Annotated in this window: 17 protein-coding genes; 10 read left to right on the top strand and 7 right to left on the bottom strand. The window is 67.7% G+C overall.

Annotation, left to right across the window (positions count from 1 at the left end):
- Positions 1-59 precede the first annotated feature (59 nt).
- Positions 60-689: a VOC family protein gene (locus AB0K35_RS23110; protein WP_238668617.1), complete on the top strand. Its 630-nt coding sequence runs from the start codon at positions 60-62 to the stop codon at positions 687-689.
- 120 nt (positions 690-809) lie between these two features.
- Here AB0K35_RS23110 and AB0K35_RS23105 read toward each other — a convergent pair whose 3' ends face one another.
- Together AB0K35_RS23105 and AB0K35_RS23100 are read right to left on the bottom strand one after the other, a co-directional pair.
- Positions 810-1,298, bottom strand: coding sequence for a hypothetical protein (locus AB0K35_RS23105; RefSeq protein WP_238668618.1), 489 nt, complete (start codon positions 1,296-1,298; stop codon positions 810-812).
- 11 nt (positions 1,299-1,309) lie between these two features.
- Positions 1,310-1,843 carry an SUKH-4 family immunity protein gene (locus AB0K35_RS23100; protein ID WP_238668619.1) on the bottom strand — a complete coding sequence of 178 codons (534 nt, stop codon included), beginning with the start codon at positions 1,841-1,843 and terminating at the stop codon, positions 1,310-1,312.
- 458 nt (positions 1,844-2,301) lie between these two features.
- On the opposite strand from AB0K35_RS23100, the gene zwf reads away from it, so the two are divergent.
- A complete protein-coding gene (zwf, locus tag AB0K35_RS23095; protein ID WP_363887454.1) occupies positions 2,302-3,795 on the top strand; it encodes a glucose-6-phosphate dehydrogenase in 1,494 nt (497 codons plus the stop codon).
- Between the two features lie 375 nt (positions 3,796-4,170).
- Here zwf and AB0K35_RS23090 read toward each other — a convergent pair whose 3' ends face one another.
- Complete coding sequence (locus tag AB0K35_RS23090) at positions 4,171-4,479, bottom strand: hypothetical protein (protein WP_238668621.1); 309 nt, start codon at positions 4,477-4,479, stop codon at positions 4,171-4,173.
- Positions 4,480-5,036: 557 nt separating this feature from the next.
- Here AB0K35_RS23090 and AB0K35_RS23085 point away from each other — a divergent pair.
- The 3 genes from AB0K35_RS23085 to AB0K35_RS23075 all read left to right on the top strand — a co-directional run bounded on the left by AB0K35_RS23085 (position 5,037) and on the right by AB0K35_RS23075 (position 10,188).
- Complete coding sequence (locus tag AB0K35_RS23085) at positions 5,037-5,798, top strand: hypothetical protein (RefSeq protein ID WP_238668622.1); 762 nt, start codon at positions 5,037-5,039, stop codon at positions 5,796-5,798.
- A 551-nt stretch (positions 5,799-6,349) separates the two neighbouring features.
- Entirely contained in the window at positions 6,350-7,879 is a 1,530-nt protein-coding gene (locus AB0K35_RS23080) for a PIN-like domain-containing protein (RefSeq protein ID WP_363887451.1), read from the top strand.
- Positions 7,880-8,499: 620 nt separating this feature from the next.
- On the top strand, positions 8,500-10,188 hold the full coding sequence (locus tag AB0K35_RS23075) for a hypothetical protein (RefSeq protein ID WP_363887449.1): 1,689 nt from the start codon (positions 8,500-8,502) through the stop codon (positions 10,186-10,188).
- A gap of 229 nt (positions 10,189-10,417) precedes the next feature.
- Here the strand turns inward: AB0K35_RS23075 and AB0K35_RS23070 are convergent, their stop codons facing one another.
- The gene (locus AB0K35_RS23070; protein WP_363887447.1) at positions 10,418-11,329 is read right to left on the bottom strand and encodes a LysR substrate-binding domain-containing protein; all 912 of its coding nucleotides are present in this window, start codon (positions 11,327-11,329) and stop codon (positions 10,418-10,420) included.
- A 220-nt stretch (positions 11,330-11,549) separates the two neighbouring features.
- On the opposite strand from AB0K35_RS23070, the gene AB0K35_RS23065 reads away from it, so the two are divergent.
- From AB0K35_RS23065 to AB0K35_RS23045, 5 genes are all read left to right on the top strand, one after another.
- The gene (locus tag AB0K35_RS23065; protein ID WP_238668626.1) at positions 11,550-12,284 is read left to right on the top strand and encodes an SDR family oxidoreductase; all 735 of its coding nucleotides are present in this window, start codon (positions 11,550-11,552) and stop codon (positions 12,282-12,284) included.
- Positions 12,285-12,355: 71 nt separating this feature from the next.
- A complete protein-coding gene (locus AB0K35_RS23060) occupies positions 12,356-12,979 on the top strand; it encodes an NAD(P)-binding domain-containing protein (protein ID WP_363887444.1) in 624 nt (207 codons plus the stop codon).
- A 400-nt stretch (positions 12,980-13,379) separates the two neighbouring features.
- Positions 13,380-14,003, top strand: coding sequence for an NAD(P)-binding domain-containing protein (locus AB0K35_RS23055; protein WP_238668629.1), 624 nt, complete (start codon positions 13,380-13,382; stop codon positions 14,001-14,003).
- 67 nt (positions 14,004-14,070) lie between these two features.
- On the top strand, positions 14,071-15,015 hold the full coding sequence (locus AB0K35_RS23050; RefSeq protein ID WP_238668630.1) for an SDR family oxidoreductase: 945 nt from the start codon (positions 14,071-14,073) through the stop codon (positions 15,013-15,015).
- Between the two features lie 70 nt (positions 15,016-15,085).
- A complete protein-coding gene (locus AB0K35_RS23045; protein ID WP_363887441.1) occupies positions 15,086-15,754 on the top strand; it encodes an NAD(P)-binding domain-containing protein in 669 nt (222 codons plus the stop codon).
- Between the two features lie 131 nt (positions 15,755-15,885).
- Here AB0K35_RS23045 and AB0K35_RS23040 read toward each other — a convergent pair whose 3' ends face one another.
- From AB0K35_RS23040 to AB0K35_RS23030, 3 genes are read right to left on the bottom strand one after another with little or no spacing between them, the layout of a single operon-like run.
- A complete protein-coding gene (locus AB0K35_RS23040) occupies positions 15,886-16,545 on the bottom strand; it encodes a response regulator transcription factor (RefSeq protein ID WP_238668632.1) in 660 nt (219 codons plus the stop codon).
- Positions 16,542-17,717, bottom strand: a complete 1,176-nt coding sequence (locus AB0K35_RS23035; RefSeq protein WP_363887438.1) for a histidine kinase — start codon at positions 17,715-17,717, stop codon at positions 16,542-16,544. The genes AB0K35_RS23040 and AB0K35_RS23035 overlap by 4 nt, the downstream gene beginning before the upstream one ends.
- Positions 17,714-18,547: a type II CAAX endopeptidase family protein gene (locus AB0K35_RS23030; protein ID WP_363887436.1), complete on the bottom strand. Its 834-nt coding sequence runs from the start codon at positions 18,545-18,547 to the stop codon at positions 17,714-17,716. Before AB0K35_RS23030 ends, AB0K35_RS23035 begins: the two co-directional genes overlap by 4 nt.
- Positions 18,548-18,729 lie beyond the last annotated feature (182 nt).

Raw genomic sequence — 18,729 nt, 5'->3', positions numbered from 1 at the left:
GGCACGCGGTTCCGCTCGGTCGGAGGGGTGGCCACGTCGCCGATGTTAGCCTCGCCAGCATGACTGGGCAGATCACCGCCGGGCAGTTCCACGAGGCCGACGGTGTCGAGGACTGGCGGTCCCTGTACCACGTGGTCTCGGCCTATTTCCGGACCGGTTCGCTGGCCGAGGGCATCGCGCTCGTCGATGAGATCGGTGAGCTCGCCAGCGAAACCGAGCAGCCGTACCTCAACATCGACCTGCGCCACGCCGGCGTCACAGTGTCCCTGTCTCGGCGCGACATCGGGCTGGCCCGGCAGATCTCGGCCGCCGCCAGGGCACTGAACATTCCCGCCGACCCGACCGCCGTGCAGCTCATCAACGTCACCCTCGACGTACTCGTCAGCGCGAAGGTGCTGCCATTCTGGCGGGCGCTGCTCGGTTACCGCGAGGTCGGCGACAACTACCTGGCCGACCCGGCACGCCGCGGCCCAGGCTTCGGGTTGCAGAAGATGGAAGCGGCGCGTCCACAACGCAACCGCATGCACCTCGACATCGCCGTCCCGCACGATCAAGCCGAGGCCCGCATCGCCGCAGCCTTGGCCGCAGGCGGCCACCTCGTCTCCGAGGCGCACGCGCCGATGTGGTGGGTACTGGCTGACGCCGAGGGCAACGAGGCTTGCGTCGCTACCTGGGTGGGCCGCGAATAGCGCCGTTTCAGCCTGCCTGGTCCGCCCGCCGAGAGCTTGACACTCAACAGGAGCATCCACTTCGGCCAGCGTGTCGTACTCCGCATGATGCGGCACGCCTTGGCTTCACCAGAAGAGCAGCTACGTCCTCGCCTGAGTCAGGAAGGATCGGGCGGCCAGCTCGCCGGCATGGTCGCGGGCCCACACTGCCCACCGCGCACCAGCGCCGGGGAACACGGCGGCGAACGTTCTCCAGACGTGCAGCCGGAAACCGTCCTGCTCCCACCAGCGCTCGGTGTACCCGCACGCCTCCCGCATCAAGGTGAGGCGGGCCGCGTGTGCTTCGACCGCCGCCAGGCCAGGCGCATCATCGAGCGACACCGGAATCCACGTGGCGCAATCGTGGTAGAGCGCCCCGGCTTCGAGCAGTGCGTCGACGCCAGGGAAGACGGGCACCACCGGCGACGAGCCGGGGCCCGTGAAGCAGTAGACCACGGCGCCGTCGCCGGCTAGGAGCTCGTCGGCTGTGGGCCCATCCGAAAGCTCGAACGACGTTCGCTCCGCGACTTGGCGGAGGAAGTGGGCAGCTCTCGGCGACAAGCCCGAAGGGTCGTCCAGGATGTGACGCACAGCCTCAACGATCAGTAGAGCCACCGGTCGAGCACCCCGGGCCAGAAGTGAGTTGCATGGTCGCCGTCCCCGAACGCGGGCGGGTCAAGGTCCCTGATGCGTCCCAACAGGTCGGTGAGCTCCGCGAGCGCTCGCTCCTCGGCCTGTCCGTCATCGTCCCAGCGGTCGATGACGGTTGAGCTGGTCAGCCAGCTACCAACCATGTGCAGCGACCACAGCCACTGGATGATCGTCGAGTTGACGAACGCGGCGCTGCCGTCCGGCGACCATATCCGCACCTCACCTGTCCCCGGCGCGGCACCGTACACCCAGCGCGCGTCGTCGGAGTTCGCCAACCGGTACGTCGTTGGCTCTGCGTCGAATGACACCGCACTGACGAGGTCATCGATCAGCGGCACGCCACAGGAGACCAGTGCGGTCTTCTGCTGCTCGGGAAGCCGCCACGTCGCCACGTCCAGCTCGGTAGCACGCACCACCCGCCCGGTGCCAGCCCAGGCCGTGACCGCTTCGAACGCAGGAGGCAACGGAAGGTCATCGACAGGCACGCCGATGAGGGTAGTCCGGGCAAGCTCTCGAGCACCCCGGGATCGTCGCGGCCAGGTATCCCATCTTCGACCTGACAGGGCGCTTCGTCGTCGGCAACCTGCCGCCTAGCTGCCGACACCTGTCGCACATCACCTGGCGGATCACATGCCGGGCAGCCGGCGGCCCTGCTCGTCGATGGGCTGCTCCCGCAGCCGGCACCCTGGCGGTCCCCCGCGCCGCCGTCGCGAGCCCGTTGACCTCCGCGGGCTGCCCGGCCACGATCATTCGTACCACCACCGCGTACGCCGACAGACCGCACCGAATCGTCTACCCGTCAGCCCGGCATGCGACGCTCAAGCTCCGTCACCAACGGGCCACGCCGCGTGGCCCCCGGACACGAACGCCAGAGCCCGCACAATCCCTGCACGACAGCACAGCCCCAAAGCCCACACCCCTTGTGCCCGGAGGAACGCAGACCATGGACCACGCATCTCAGCTCATCCAGGAGCGGAGTGCCCCGCCGGCCACACTGGTGATCTTCGGTGCCTCCGGTGACCTGACCCGGCGTAAACTGCTGCCCGCAATCGAGAGCCTGGCTCGGCACGAGCGGCTCCCGGACCAGTTCGCGCTGGTCGGTGTCGCCCGTACGTCGATGACCGACGAGCAGTTCGCCGAGAGCGCCCTCGGCGAACGCACCCTCGCCAGCAAGCGCCAGCTCCAGGGGGGCGTACGGTACGTGGCCGGCGGCTACGACGACCCGGAGACCTACAAGCGGCTCGTGGTGACCCTCGACGAGTTGGACGCACAGCGGGGCACGTCCGGCAACCGGCTCTTCTACCTGTCCACCCCGGCCGGGGCCTTCGAGCCGGTGATCAACGGACTGGCCGGTGTCGGGCTCAACCAGGCACGCGAAGGCTCCTTCTCCCGCCTGGTCATCGAGAAGCCATACGGGCGCGACCTGGTCACGGCCCGCGAACTCGACGGCGTGGTGCACAACGCGTTCGACGAGCACCAGGTCTTCCGTATCGATCACTACCTGGGCAAGGACACCGTCCAGAACGTGCTGGCGCTGCGCTTCGCGAACTCAATCTTCCAGCCCATCTGGGATCGCTCCTGGGTCGACCACGTGCAGATCACCGTCGCCGAGACGCTCGGCGTCGGCAGCCGCGGCGGCTTCTACGAGGACGCCGGCGCGATGCGGGACATCGTGCAGAACCACGTGCTTCAGGTTCTCGCGCTGGCACTGATGGAGCCACCGGCCTCATTCGAGGCTGAGGGCCTCCGCAACGAGAAGGTCAAGCTGCTGCAGGCGATCCGGCTCCCCACCGACCGGGACATCGCCGAGGCCGCGGTCCGGGGACAGTACACCCGGGGCGGCACCCGCGAGGAGCTGATGGCCGGCTACCGCGAGGAGGCCGGCGTCGACCCCCTGTCGCGGACCGAGACCTACGCCGCGATGCGGCTCAACGTGGACAACTGGCGCTGGGCCGGGGTGCCTTTCTACGTACGCACCGGCAAGCGCCTGCCGGCGCGGCTCACCGAGGTGGCACTGCAGTTCCAGCGGCCGCCGCACCTGCCGATCCCGACCGACCAGCTCACCGGCCTCGATGCTGACGCGCTGATCCTGCGGATCCAGCCGAACGAGGGCATCTCGCTGCGGTTCGGTGCCAAAGTGCCGGGCCACTCCTTCCGGGTCCGCACCGCCACGATGGAGTTCTCCTACGACCAGACGTTCGTCGAGGAGTCCCCGGAGGCGTACGAGCGTCTGCTCCTGGACGCGCTGATCGGTGACGCGTCGCTGTTCATCCGCAGCGACGAGGTGCAGCAGTGCTGGCGCATCGTCGACCCGATCATCGACAACTGGAAGAAGGACAACTCTCCGATCCCCACCTACGAGGCCGCCTCCTGGGGCCCGACCGACGCCGACCGGCTCATCGGCCGGAACGGCCGCAAGTGGCGCAACTCCGCGTGACCCTGCCGGAACGAGTGTGACCGCGCTGCTGAGCCCGATCGCTTGGTCTCACCTTTGACGCGCAGCGCGGTCCATTCAGTGAGCCGGTCATCGACGTTGATGACCGGCTCTCCTGCCCGGGGCAGCGATCAGGAGCCCGAGCCGGGCACCTGTCGACGTCTGTGCGCTCCGCGGCGAGGCCGGCGCTGGAGCCGCCAAAGCGCTGAGCCGGCAGACCACCTCAGGGTTCCAGCAGCGCCTCACACGGCGAGAGATTGCGCCAGACGAACACAAAGAGGGTTTCCGCAAGTCGATGACCTGTGGAAACCCTCTTGGACTGCGTCGCCCTACTGTCCGGCACGTCCAGGAGGTGACCGCTGTTGACCGTCGCCTTCCTCATTTGCTCGACGGCATCGGCTCGCCGGACAGAACCCCATGAACGAGAACGATCAAGAACATGACGCTGGCCGCAGCGAAGATCACGCCAATTGCCCGCTCCAGCAGAACGAAACGCGCCAAACGCTCGTCGTACTGGGCATTCTGACGCCAGCGCCACGGCGGAACTCGCCGTAACACACTCGCGGTCGCCATCGACCGGCGCATGTGCCACTCAGTCACGCCTCGAAAGTTGGTCGCTAGGGCGACACCGATGAGGCCCATGGCCAGAATCATCGTGACAGCGGCCACGAAGCGCCATGTCTCCATCTGACCTCCTTGACGTGGGCCACCGATCATATTGCCCTCGTCCTGAAGAGATCATGACTGCTGGCGGCTGGTGTGGGGCAAAGGGCTGCTCCTGCTCTTCAAGCCCATCTCCGCGCCGTGAGTCCGCACATCGTGGAACAGACCTGCTCCGCGGTACGGGTTCAATCCACGCGGCGGCCAATGTGCAAGGTTGCGACATCACCGGCTGCGCGCGGTGCCCGTCGGGTCCGCTGTGGACCGGGCACACACCTTCGGTGTGAAGGAACGATCCCCAGTCGATTAGCTGCGGAGGCGGACTGACTGAGCTGCCGAACGATCCGCCAGCGTTCACCGGCGTCCGCCTTTGCCCGTGTCGGTCGTCACCGAGGTGGTAACCAGCCGCCAGCGCCATCGCTCACCGGCACCACGGTGGCCTACATCCTTGTCTCGCCGTCACGGGCGTGGGCCCCGACTTCGCCCTCACGTCGTCGCCAAACGGCACGGGCAGCCGTCGAAGGCGGAGAACAGTATGCTGCGGCCCGAATGGAATCGGGTGATCCATGAGTGTGGGTGATCGAATGCGCGGAAAACCGCTCATCGCGAGCGTGCTGGTATTGGCGGGACTTGCCGGCTGCGTGGAACAGCCAGTCCCGTCGGCACCGCCGCCGTCAGTGACCCCCACGCGCTCGGCTCTACCCAACGAGCCGCAGGCGCTGATGGCGACCATCGGCGGGCTGGTCCAGCAGGCCGGTGTAGGCAACAACATCCGGCAGGGAGAGATCGAGACCGGCGAGGCGCAGTACGAACCCTGCGACTTGCTGATCGCCGATCCGGACCGGGCAAAGGGGGCCGGGTTGCAGCTTGATGCAGTTTGGGCCGCTGGCCTTGAGGTCAACCCCGTCGCGTCTTTCCAGAACATCCAGCGCCCGATGACCCTCTTGGACGTCAGGGTGGTCCATCTGCCCGATGCGTCTGCGGCCGTCGCCGCCGCGACCAGGGCGCGAACTGCACGCTGCCCGAGCGACGAGTTCCGCCTCAACATCGGCCAAGCGACTGCCCGGTGGGGGTCACGCGCGCTGACCATCGAGTCGACGAGCGCGCGGCTAACCACGGCGACGGTGAAACGAGTAAACCCGGAAATCGATGCAGGCGTGGACTATCTGCCTGGCGACGCCCGGCTGGTCTTCGCACATGGATCATTGCTGATCAGCATCGAAGCGCTCACGCTCTGGCCTCGCAAGCAGAACTCTGCCTCCGAAATCACCGCCATGGCTCAAGAGAAGGCGACGACCTTGGCAGGGACGATCGTGAAGACCCTCCCAACGTCAAGCGGGGATTGACGACGCACGCCCCGACGAGGCCGTGGTGGGGATGCGGCGCGTGCACCACCGGCAGACCCCTGGCTTGCCGGCAATAGCCGGCCCGAGGGTCGCAGAGGCTCCGGGGTCAAGGGCGGCCCGCAGGGCCCGTCGCGTAGTCATTCCGGCACGACGGTCACCGGCCAGTACTCGCTGGGCGGCGCTGTCGCCGTGCACCGGATCTTCGACGCTGAGGCGTAGTCACTCAGTTGGTCAGCCAGGTACGACAAAGGGGCCGTCTCGATCTTCCGAGATGCCACGCGACGGTGCGCTCTCGATGCTGTCCCGCAACGACCTGTGCACAGGGCACTCACACGACGGCTGCAGCGGTTCCGGACACCGGACGCCGCCGTCAGCTCGTCAGCGGCAGGCCAGGGTTGACAGTGGTCGGGGCCACCGGCCGGCCCTACCCACCTTTCGCCGGATTTCCATAGTTCCCAGGACCCGTGGCGATTCGCTAATCTCAATGACCTCGGCACGCTGCGAGATTGGTCAGCCCCGGAGGACCCTGGCGGAAGGCAATGATGGCCGGCTTGTTCGACGGATTCGAGGGCTACCGGGTAGTGACCACTGCGGAGAAGCGCCAAGCGCTCACCGCAGCGCTGGTTGCAGTCGACGCCAACGTGCTTCTCAACCTGTACCGCTACAACCCGCGGACAACGAACGATCTACTGGCGGTTCTCGACAAGCTCGGCGATCGACTCGTCGTACCCCATCAGGCAATTCTAGAGTTTCACCGCAACCGTCTCAAAGCGATCGGCAACCCGGAACAAGCAAACAACGATGCACGTACCGCGCTCGACAAGAGCCAGCAGGCAGCCCTGCGCGCCCTCGACAGCTGGTCCAAACAGGTCGCACTGGATGAATCCCAGTTGCAGCACCTACACGCCGACGTGGGACAAATCTTCGACAAGCTGCGGACCGCCGTCGACGGCGCCGCGCCAGATCGCGTTCACCCATCCACACCGACCGACGAGGACCCTGTCCTGCACAGGCTGACAGATCTTCTCGACGGCAAGGTGCTTCCGCGCCCCGACGACGGCCGCTGGTCTGCCCTCATCGACGAGGGGAAGCAGCGGGTAGCCGAGGTGGTGCCGCCCGGTTACCTGGATGCGGAGAAAAGCGATCAGAATCCGGAGGGCGCCGCAGGCGACTTCCTCGTATACATCCAGGCATGCGAAGAGGCCAAGACCCGTCAGCTAGACCTGGTTATCGTCACCAACGACGAGAAGGAAGACTGGTGGTGGCGACGGGGCGGAGACTTGATCGGACCGCGCCAGGAGATGACGAGAGAGTTCTTCGACCTCACGGGACACAGGCTGTTTCTGATGCGTCCCAGTGACTTACTCGACCACTCGGACGCCCTCAACGTGCAGGTGAACCCGAACTCCGCGAAGGACGCCGGCACCAGCCGCTCTGACATCGATGACGTCATAGATGCGGGTGCGGACGAGGTAAGCGTTGGAGAGTGGACCGCCGAGACCGTGGACGACCTGCTGGATCGGCTTCGCATTGAGAGCCGACGAGATCTGGCCGAGGTTATCCTTGAGGCCGCTCGCCAGGGTGGCACCATCAGCCGCGATGCCGTCTACGCGATATGCGGCTACAGCAACGACCGACTGTTGGTTGGCTTCACCCGCCCAACCGCCCGCATCACCGCCAGCCTGCAGGCCGAACAGCGTCTGCCTGAAGCGGTAACTCCCATGCTGACGGCGCTGTACCGCGGCCCCGGACGGCTTTACGCGGTACGGATCCCCCCAGAGGTCACGGAGATCCTTGGCCCGAGATCGCCACGATCAGACACGGAAGTGGAGTTCGAGCCAGCCGGCAAGTACAGGCCGCTCGCCGACTACCTCAGCGCGATCAGGGCCGACTCGACCTCGATGACCTTCGCTGAAATCGAAGACATCCTCGGAGACACCTTGGCACCCTCCGCCAGAAAGCACCTCCCCTACTGGTACTCATCGCAGAACTCTCTCGGCAAGGCGATCGCTGCGGCCGGCTTCAGGCCGCGCGGTGTACGCATCGATGCTGAGACGGTCGATTTGCACCGGCGGGGCTGAGACCTGCGGGTGCAGTAGCGCTTCGAGCGATCTGTTTTTCGTGGTCCAGTGCGGCCAGCAGGTGCACCTGGGGCCCCGGTCGGCCCACTGCCGCGCAGTGTCCTGCCGTCGACCGCGATCACTCGTCTGCCGGCCCCGGTCAGACCCGCCCGGCTGAGCAGCCAGCAGCACACCGCAGCATCGAGGCGTCCGCGTCGACACCAGTCAGTACCCGGGACAGGGTGCTGTCGTCAGGTACCCGCAGGTCCGGAACCCGGGCGAGGGCATGCAACAACCCTGGCGTGCCCTGTTCCGACAGCGGCAAGATTCGCCGCCGCACCGATCGCGACTCCCGCCTGACAAGACGCCGTTGACAAACAGCGTAAGGCCCGGCCACCTGAACGACATCGATCAATGCCTTGACTCTATGCGCCGCCCTGCTCATGATTTACTGCGGCGGCTCAAAAGTGGGGGTAGATGCGATGACGCAGGTAGAGCCACCGGCAGGAGGCCCCACATCAGCCGTCACCCTCAGCGAGCTTGGACAACCTGGCCGACTCGCGCGCGCCGGCCGAGGCACGAGGGACTGGCTGACACGTGGGGACCATCGGCGGGAACTGAGTAACGCGAGCCTCGGTTCGGTGCTCCTCGCTGTCGCGATGATCTGGCTGATTCCGCCGTACGTGATTCGCATCGTCACTGCCGGCGCCAAGACTGTGCCGATCGCCGACCCGGCCCACACCATCGTCGGTGACGTGGGTGACCCGACGGCCCAAGCATGGCTGGTGGGATGGGGTGGCCACGCTCTTACCCACGGCCTGCGTGGCCTGTGGGATACCAACGCTTTTTATCCTGACACGTACGGCCTGGCCCTGAACGACAGCCTGCTCGGCTATGCCCCGGCAGGGCTGATAGGCAGCGGTGTAGTCGGTGCCGTGCTGCGCTACAACATCCTGTTCGTGCTGGCTTTCGCGCTTGCCTTCCTCGGCGGCTACGCGCTCCTGCGCCAGCTCGGCGCGAACAAGGTCGCCGCCGCGGTAGCCGGGGCCGCTCTCGCCTACGCGCCCTGGCGCTACGGCCACGACGGCCATTTGAATATTCTCTCCACTGGCGGTATCACTCTGGCCCTGGCGATGCTGGCGCGCGGCCACGGACTCTCGTTCACCCGCGGCTACCTTGCCGAACGAGTCCGGCCGGGTTGGGCGTTCGCTGGCTGGCTGGTCGCGGCCTGGCAGGTCAGCCTAGGCTTCGGCGTGGGGCTGGGATTCGTATACGTCCTCGCCGCCCTCTGCCTGATCACACTGATAGCTTGGCTGATCCACCGCCCACGCCTTAGCCGCCGGCTGATCGTCAGTGATCTGATCGGCGGGTTGGTCTTTACCGCGGTGACCGGATACTTCGCGTACGCGTACCAACACGTGCGCGAGCTCAACCCAAATGTCACCCGGGACTGGGACTACGTCGCGTTCTTCTCCCCGACACTGCGCGGGCTTCTCGTGGCGCCGCAGTCCTCGCTGCCCTGGGGCACCCTGCACAACAACGCCCGCACCGCTCTTGGTGACGTACCGACTGAGAAAGTGCTGCTATGCGGGTATGCACTGTATCTACTGGCCTTCGTCGGCCTGTTCCTATCCCGCTGGTCACCGGTGCAACGGCTTCTGCTGCTGTTGGGGACGGTCGTCGGAGTGCTGTTCGCGCTGGGCACGAACGGGCCGATCTACCGCCTGCTCTATCTCTACGTGCCTGGGTTCGATGGATCCCGTACACCAGGCCGGTTGATCTTGTGGCCCACTCTCTGCCTGGCCATCCTCGCGGCCGGCCTGGTTACCCACCTGGCCGAGGTGGCTCGCAGGGGCGCCAAGCCGAAATGGTCGGTGAGCGCGGCGCGGCTGCTGACCGTTCCGTTGCTGGTCCTCGTGCTAGCTGAGGGCCTGCCTGACCTGGGCCACCCCCGAACCCCAGCCGCACCGGCCGCGATGGCGCTAGCCTCCGCGCACGCTCCGATCATGGTATTGCCGTCCAACGACGGCATCGACCTCCACGTTCTACTTTGGTCGACCGACGGGTTTCCCACCATGGTCAACGGTGCGGCCAGCTACACCACACCCAACCGTCAGGCGATCCGCGACGTTATGGCGACCTTCCCCAGCCAGCCGGCCTTGGATCGGTTGCACGAGCTCGGCATCCGCAGCGTCGTCCTGCTGCGCGACCGGGTCCAAGGCACCCCGTACGAACCACTGCTTTACGCCCCGGACGTACCCGGCATCACCCGCCATGACGTCGGGCCAGACGTGGTTTACACCATCGACACCAACACCAAGAACCCCTAACGCCTCAGTTGACGGTGCCCGCCCGAATTCCACTCCTCGTGCCCGGCTTCAGTTCAACAGGGAAGCCGTTGTCGGTAAGGACCGATCGCTGACACACGCGTTGCCAGGGTCCTGGTGGGCTACGACGGATCATTTCCGGCCAGCGCGGCGATGGCGGTCACAAAAGCCCGCAGGCCTCCAGAGCACAAAGCAACCGGTCGAGCGAGGAACCTGTTGTCAGCCGAGCTGCTCAACCGCGCTTTGAAGCGGCGTCGGTCACAATCTGCCACATCTCGTAGTTCCCGCATTCTGCAGTGATCTCAGCCGTCGCCTGAGCCGCGGCGAAGAAGTCGTCGGCCATCGGCGAGGTGCGTGACGCCGCCATCGCGATGAATACCTGGTCGGGCGCCAAGTCCGAGACGGGCACGTAGCTGATGTCCGGCCGTGAGTAGAACACGGTCTCCGAACGCCCCACGAACGAGATGCCGCGGCCGGCCGCGACGTGCTCGAGCTTTTCCTCCACCCCGCGCACCCGGAGCCCGGAGTCGGGGTGCGGGCGCCTGGTGGGCTGCGTGCTCGCGTCGGCATGCCAGATCAGCGGCTCACCGGCCAGGTCGTCCTCGGTGACCTCCTCCTTTCCGGCCAACCGGTGATCGGCGGGCAGCGCCACCATGAGCGGCTCGGTGTAGAGGGGAGTCAGGCGCAGGCCGGTCTCGTCGATGGGCAGCCGTACATAGCCGACGTCGACGCGGCCGTCGAGCAGCATCGGGACCTGGTCGTCCCATTCCATGCGCTGCACGTCCACGATCACGTCCGGATGGCGGCCACCGAACTCCCGCGCCGCGGGAATGACCGGAATGCCGGCCCGAAAACCGATCACCAGCCGCTGGCCGCCACGGGCGGTCTCAGACACCCGGCGCCGGACCGCGTGCGCGGAGGCGAGCAGCGGACCGGCGTCGTCTAGGAGTTGTCGGCCCGCGTCGGTCAGCGTGACGCCGTGGCTGTCCCTGATGAACAGGGAGGCGCCGAGATCCTGTTCGAGCGCGCGGATCTGCCGGCTAAGCGCCGGCTGCGCGATGTGCAGCTCGTCGGCGGCGCGGCCGAAGTGCAGCCTGTTGGCGACGGCGACGAAGTAGCGCAGCTTGCGCAGGTCCAGATCCATAGCGCCTCCAGGTCCGGCAATGCCTCGAGGGTATCACCACGGCTGAAACAGGTATTGGACAGCCGTTCCGGCCAATGGCATCGTTCATGACAGCCGAGAGAAATCGGTACAAGAATTCGGGATCGGCATTTGATGGCAGGCCTAAAACCAGGATGAGCACATCAATAATTGGGCCTCTTCCGTTCCCGTTTCGGAAACCCATCAATTCAAAGGAGTGACCGTGGGAAAGCTCGATGGCAAGGTCGCGGTGATCACCGGTGGATCCACCGGCCTGGCGCTGGCCGGAGCCAAGCTGTTCGTCGAGGAAGGAGCATATGTCTTCATCCAGGCCCGGCGGCAGGCAGCGCTGGACGACGCCGTCAGGCTGATCGGCCGCAACGTGACCGCCGTCCAGGGTGACGCGTCCGACCTGGACGACCTGGAGCGCTTGTACGACACCGTCAAGCGGGAAAAGGGCTCGATCGACGTGCTGTGGGCCAGCGCCGGATTCGGCGAACCTGGTGTCCTCGGCGAGATCACCGAGGAACAGTTCGAACGCGCCTTCTCGCTCAACGCACGCGGAACCCTGTTCACCGTGCAGAAGGCCCTGCCACTGATCAACAACCACGGCTCGATCCTCATGACCGGTTCCAACGCGTCCCTCGGCGCCTTCCCCGGCTGGAGCCTCTACGCGGGAAGCAAAGCCGTCCAGCAGGCCTGGGCCCGTGTCTGGCTCAACGAGCTGCGCGACCGCAAGATCCGGGTGAACGTCCTGACCCCCGGCCAGGTCGGCACCGCCAAGCAGGAAGAGCTGTTCGACGAGGCGACGAGGGCCGCATTCGAGTCCCTCATCCCCCGCGGAACGATGGGCCGTCCCGAAGAGATAGCCAGCATCGCCCTGTTCCTCGCCTCCGACGACTCCAGCTACGTCAACGGTCTGGAACTGGTCGCCGACGGCGGCACCACCGCTATCTGAACCACGCACCAACAAGTCAGAGCGGCGCCTGGAGAACAGGCGCCTCGAGCACAGAGAAAGAGGCACACCTCATGAGCAGCGTCACGTTCATCGGTGCGGGGAACATGGCCCGCACGATCGGCACGCTCGCTGTAGCGGGCGGCAACTCCGTCGAGATCATGGCACGTGATCGCTCCAAGGCCGAGGGCCTGGCCAAGGCTCTGGGCGGCGGCACGACAACGGGCGAGTGGGGCGCCGTCCCGTCCGGGGACATCGTCATCACGGCCGTGTTGTACGCCGGTGTCGTTTCGACCGTCGCCCAGTACGGAGACGCCCTCGCGGGCAAGACCATCGTCGACATCAGCAACCCCTTCAACGCCGCGTTCGACGGCCTGGTCCACAGCGAGGCGACCTCGATCGCGCAGGAGGTCGCCAAGGTGGCCCCGGCCAGCGCCAGCGTGTTCAAGGCCTTCAACACCATCTTCCGTGGCGTTCTGGAGAACGGCCGGCCCGACGTTTTCTTCGCCGGTGACGACCAGCGGGCCAAGGCGGACGTGGCGGCATTCATCGAGAGCCTCGGCCTGCGCCCGCTGGACGTCGGCGGCCTGAAGATGGCGCACTGGCTCGAAGGAGCGGGAGTGCTCACGGTAGGCCTCGCCGGCAACGGGATCGGCCACGGGAACTTCGCCCTGGGCGTCAACGAGTTCACGGGCTGACCCAGCTGCCCCCTGGGGGTCACCAAGAAGTCGGCGAACAGAATGCCGTGCGCTCTGGTTGGTTGACGGACCACCGGCTCGCCGCTGTCAGACATCAACAGTGGCGAAGGGATTCGCCCGAGGAGGCTCAACGCAGTGCAGCTCGGTTTCGTGCTTCCTGTTGTCGGGCCCGCTATCAGCGACGCGATGCGCCGGGTCGGCCGCAGCGGGGTGGGCTGGCTCTAGGTCGAAGGGCCGGCGCCCGCTGCGTCTTGACCAGCTGCTCGACTTCACCGCCGAGGTGGTCGCGCGTACCGGCCGGTTGTGACCACCTAAGAAGCGACCAGCCAGTAAACGACCACCTAAGAAACGACGGACGGGCAAGCCGTTCGATTCAGACCAGAGGAAAGGAGTACTCATCATGAGCAGCATCAGTTTCATCGGCCTGGGGGGCATGGCCCACGCCATCGCCTCACGCGCGGTATCGGGCGGCCACTCCGTCCAACTCATCGGTCGCGACCCGGCCAAGGCCAAAGGCCTTGCCGCCGAGCTCGGCGTCGGGGCCACGGCGGGGACCTTCGGCGCCGTACCTGTGGGCGACATCGTCGTCCTCGCCGTGCCGTACGCCAGCGCCGTGCCGGTCATCGCCCAGTACGGGGAAGCCTTGGCCGGCAAGGTCATCATCGACATCTCCAACACCTTCAACGCCGACGCCACCGAGCTTGTCACTCCTGAGGGCACGTCCGGTGCGCAGGAGATCGTCAAGGCGGCCCCGGCGAGCGCGCACGTCGTGAAGGCGTTCAACACCGTCTTCGGCCACGTCCTGGTCCAGGAGCGTCCGTTGGACGTGTTCTTCGCCGGAGACGACGCACGGGCCAAGGCGAGCGTGTCGGCGTTCATCGAGAGCCTCGGGCTGCGTCCCCTCGATGTCGGCGGCCTGGAGATGGCCCGCTGGCTGGAAGGGGTCGGGCCGCTGCTGATGGGCCTGGCCCGGAACGGTGCGGGGACCTTCGACGTCGCTCTCGGCGTCGACTTCCCCCGCTGAGCCACCCCGGCTGAGCCCACCCCGCACCACCAACGCTTCCCCCGCATCACTCACAAGGAGTAGTACCGTGCGCGTCTTCGTCACTGGCGGGACCGGCCATTCCGGTTCGTACATCATCCCGGAGCTCGTCACCGCCGGGCACGAGGTCACCGGCCTGGCCCGCTCGGACACCGCAGCGGCGGCGCTATCCGCGCTCGGCGCGAAGATACGCCGCGGCGACCTCCAGGACCTCGAGGGGCTCAAGGAGGCTGCTGCGGACTCCGACGGCGTCATCCACGTCGCGCACCGGCAGGACCTGCTCCCGTCCGGCGGGGTGGCCGCCGTGGCCGCCGCGGAGCTCCCGATCATGCTCGCGTACGGCGAGGCTCTCGCGGGGACCGGAAAGCCGCTGGTCGCGGCGGGGAGCATCGGCTCGCCCGGCAGCGGGAGGGACCTGGGCCGGCCGGGCACCGAGGACGACCCGGCCCTTCCCGTCGGCGACGAGCACAAGGGCACCCTGCGGGCCCGTAACGTCGTGGAGACCGCCATCATCGGGCTCGCCGAGCAGAACGTGCGGTCCTCGGTCGTGCGGATCGCCAACATCGCGCACAGCACGACCGACCAGGGGGGCTTCCTCCCCGCCCTGATCGCGCTCGCGAAGGAGAAGGGCTTCGCCGGCTACCCCGGAGACGGCGAGAACCGGTGGAACGCCGTGCACGCCCGTGACGCCGCCTCCTTGTTCCGCCTGGCGCTGGAGAAGGGCCCGGCTGGCAGCTACTGGCACGCGGTCGAGGACGGAGGCATCCCGTTCCGCGAGATCGCCGAAGCCATCGCCAGCCGCCTGGGCGTGCCCGCCGTGAGCGTCCCCCTGGACGAGCTGATGCTGCCGGGATACTTCGGGTTCCTCACGAACGTCGCCACGCAGAGCTACCCGACGTCCAACCTCATCACCCGCCGCACCCTCGGCTGGGAACCCGCTCAGCCCCGCCTCCTCGCCGATCTGGACAACGGCCACTACTTCTCCGCTACCTGACAGCAGGAACCCCCATCGCAACGCGTCCGGCATGACAAGGACAAGGCCCTACTGGCAGGACATCGAGAACATGACAACCGTGGGATTCATCGGAAGCGGATCCATCGGCAGCACCATCGCGCGGCTCGCCGTCGCGGCCGGCCACCAGGTCGTGCTCAGCAACTCACGCGGTCCCGAGACGCTCGCGAACACGGTGGCGGAACTGGGGCCGCGGGCCTCCGCGGCGACGCGCGAAGAAGCCGCGGCGGCCGGTGGCATCGTCGTGGTCACGGTGCCGGTTACGGCTTTCCCCGACGTCCCCGCCGCGCCGCTGGCGGGGAAGACGGTCATCGACACCTGCAACTACGGCCCCGATCGTGACGGGCACATCCCCGAGCTCGACGGCACGTCGCTCACCTCCAGCGAGCTGCTGCTGCGGTACGCCCCGGACGCCGAGCTCGTGAAGGCGTTCAACACCATCTATTTCAAGCACCTGCTCTCACTCGCCCGCCCGGCGGGGGCGGCCGACCGCTCATACCTGCCGATCGCCGGCGACTCCGCACCCGCGAAGGCAGCGGTGACCGAATTCATCGCCTCCATCGGGTACGGCGTGGTGGACGCGGGACCACTGGCCGACAGCTGGCGGCAGGCGACGGGCACGCCTGTGTGGGGAATCCCGTACGGGCCGGCCTCGAGCGAGAAGGGCCGGCCAGCCGGCGCGGACGCCATCCGCGCGGCACTGGCCACCGCAACGCGATAACCGCAAGCTGGCGGGCCGCGGCCCGCACCTCACCCGTGGCAGCGCTCGGGGCGGAGTGACGACCGCGTGTCGCTGACGCTGACGGCGACGCCCGTGCACAGCCTGTACACGGGCGTCGCCGTGCGAAACCCTCAGGTCACCAGCCCGTTGCGGTAGGCGTAGACCACCGCCTGCACGCGGTCGCGCAGGCCGAGCTTGGCCAGGAGGCGCGACACGTACGTCTTGACCGTCTCCTGGCTGATCACCAGGGCCGCGGCGATCTCGCCGTTCGACAGGCCGTCGGCGATCAGACGCAGCACCTCCAGCTCGCGCCGGGTCAGCGCCGTGTCGCCGGGGGCACCCTCGGTGGGCCGGATCCGCGTCGCGTACCTGCCGACGAGCTGCCTGGTCACCTCGGGCGCCAGCAGCGCCGCCCCGGAGGCGACAGTGCGGATGCCGTTCAGCAGCTGCGCCGCCGGGGCGTCCTTGAGCAGGAACCCGCTCGCCCCGGCGCGCAGCGCCTCGTAGACGTACTCGTCCAGGTTGAACGTGGTCACCACGAGCACCTTGACGGGACGCGCCACCCCGGCGCCGGCCAGCAGGCGGGTCGCCTCGATACCGTCGAGCACCGGCATCCGGACGTCCATCACCACGACGTCCGGGTTCAGTCGCCCAGCGAGGTCGACGGCGGCCCGCCCGTCCTCGCACTCGCCGACCACCTCGAGGTCGGGCTGGGCGTCGATGATCGTCGCGAACCCGGTGCGGATCAGCGCCTGGTCGTCGCACACCAGGACCCGGATCGGCGCACTCACGACCGGCTCCCGGTGGGGATGCGCGCCAGGACGACGAATCCGCCGTCGGCCCCGCGGTCCGCGCTGAACTCGCCACCCAGGGCTTCCACCCTTCCCCGCAGCCCGACGAGCCCTCGACCGCTCCCGCCGGGAGACCGCGGGCGGGCGCCGACGGGGGCCTGCTCAGATCCGGTCCCGGCAGTGCTGATCTGCACGGTGATCTCCCGTTCGTCGTAGCGCACGCCGACCGCCGTCGGGCTGCCGTGGGCGTGCTTGAGGGCGTTGGTCAGGGACTCCTGCACCACCCGGTGGGCGACCAGCTCGGCGCTCCCGGCGGATTTCGACTGCGTGCCCTCCTCGGTGAGCTCTACCGGCTGCCCGGCCTGACGGGTCTGCTCGACGAGCGTGTGCAGGTCCCGGAGGAACGGTGCCTGGGCCGCGCCGTCGTGGCCCGGGTCGAGCAGGTCCAGGAGGTTTCGGAGGTCGCCGATCGCCCGCCGGCCCGTGTCGGTGACCGCATTCAGTGTCTCGTCGAGACGATCGGGGGCGTCTGTCAGGTACCTGGCGGCCTCTGTCTGCACGACCATCGCCGTCACGTGGTGCGTCACGACGTCGTGCAGCTCGCGGGCGATCCGCATGCGTTCCGCGGTGCGGGCCTCCTCGGCGACCCGGAGGCGCCGTTCGGTCTCGGCGACCCGGGTGGAGCGCAGCCAGGAGCCGACGGCCCACACGAGGACCAGCGCCAGGTAGAACGTCAGGTACCCGTCCGCCCGCTCGGTCCCGCCGACCAGGTCGATCGCGAGCGCCAGCACCACATAGGCACCCGAGAGGAGGATCGTGACCGTACGGCGACGGCGTTCCAGGTGGGCACCCGCGCTCAGCAGCGCGATAGCGAGCCCGGCGCCCGCGAGCGTGTGGTAACCCCGGAGCTGATCGAGGGTGAAGCCGAGGAACACCAGGACGAGGCAGGCGGCCGGCCACCGCCGGCGAACGGCGAGCGGGAAGCACTGGACGACGATCGCCACGACGGCCAGCGCGTCGAAGGGACGGGTCGGCAGCGCGCCGACCTCCGTCCCCACCCCGTGCAACGCCGGCACGAACGATGCGACCGCCGGCAGCAACGCGAGCGGCAGGTCCCGGACCGTGACATCGAGCTGCCGCCACCGGTCCAGGACCCGCCCGAGATCGATCACCGGGAGAGCCTAGCGGCCACGTCCGCTCGGGCCGAGCGACGGACGGGGACCACGTGACCACGCCGGTAGGCGAGCCACATGAACACGCCGGTGGCCAGCACGCCGAACACCACCGCGTAGACACTGGCCTCCGGTCCGAAGTCGCCGCCCGTGACCAGCGCGGGACCCGAGATCGTCGCGTCCAGCAGGCCCTGCGCGGTGTTGCTGCCGGACACCTCGGTGCTGAAGATGGCGCTCGCGGCGATGTTCCAGCCGAAGTGCAGACCGATCGGCACCCACAGCTTGCGGGTGGCGATGTACGCGGCGGTCAGCATCCCGCCTGCCTCGATGGCGATAGCGACGGCGCCCAACAGGGTCGCGTTCGCGTTGGCCAGGTGGATCAGGCCGAACAGCGAGCCGGTCAGCGCGAGCGCGATCCAGGTTCCGGTCCAGCGCTCGATGTTGCGGAACAGGACACCGCGGAAGACCAGTTCCTCGGCCACAGCAGCACCCGCCATGATCCCGAGCAGGCTGACGGCGCTCGCCGGCGAGCCCAGGCCGTTGATCGTGTAGTCACCGAAGAAGGCGATGTTCGCGATGACTGCCCCGAACAGCGCAATGCCGAGCAGCGTGCCCCAGCTGATCCCGGCACCTGCTCCCTTCAGCGACACCTCGAGGGGGACCCGGTGCTCGGTTCGCCGCACCACCCAGCCGTAGACCAGGACCCCGACGACGGCCGTCAGCAGGCCGGCGACGAGCGCCAGCCAGGGGGTGTCCTTCACCGCCGCCGTGCCCAGATTGCCGAGGATCCAGACCGCCGCAACCGCCAAGAGCTGCCATACCAGACGCACGATGACTCCTTTGAGATGCCGCGGCGGGAGCGTCGCGGGGTACCCCAAACGCTATGGATTTGCCCGCCCAAAGTAGTCACCGCACGGTGGACATTCGCAGGTAGCTCGCACGGGGGACAGACTCGGCAGCACCGGGCAGCACCACTCGAACGTCAGCAGACGTACTGGCGCGCGACAAGTCT

The sequence above is a fragment of the Micromonospora sp. NPDC053740 genome (genome assembly GCF_040677775.1).
GTDB lineage: Bacteria > Actinomycetota > Actinomycetes > Mycobacteriales > Micromonosporaceae > Micromonospora > Micromonospora alfalfae.
The sequence above is the reverse complement of the archived record's forward strand: the minus strand, read 5'-3'. Positions and strand labels throughout refer to the sequence as shown.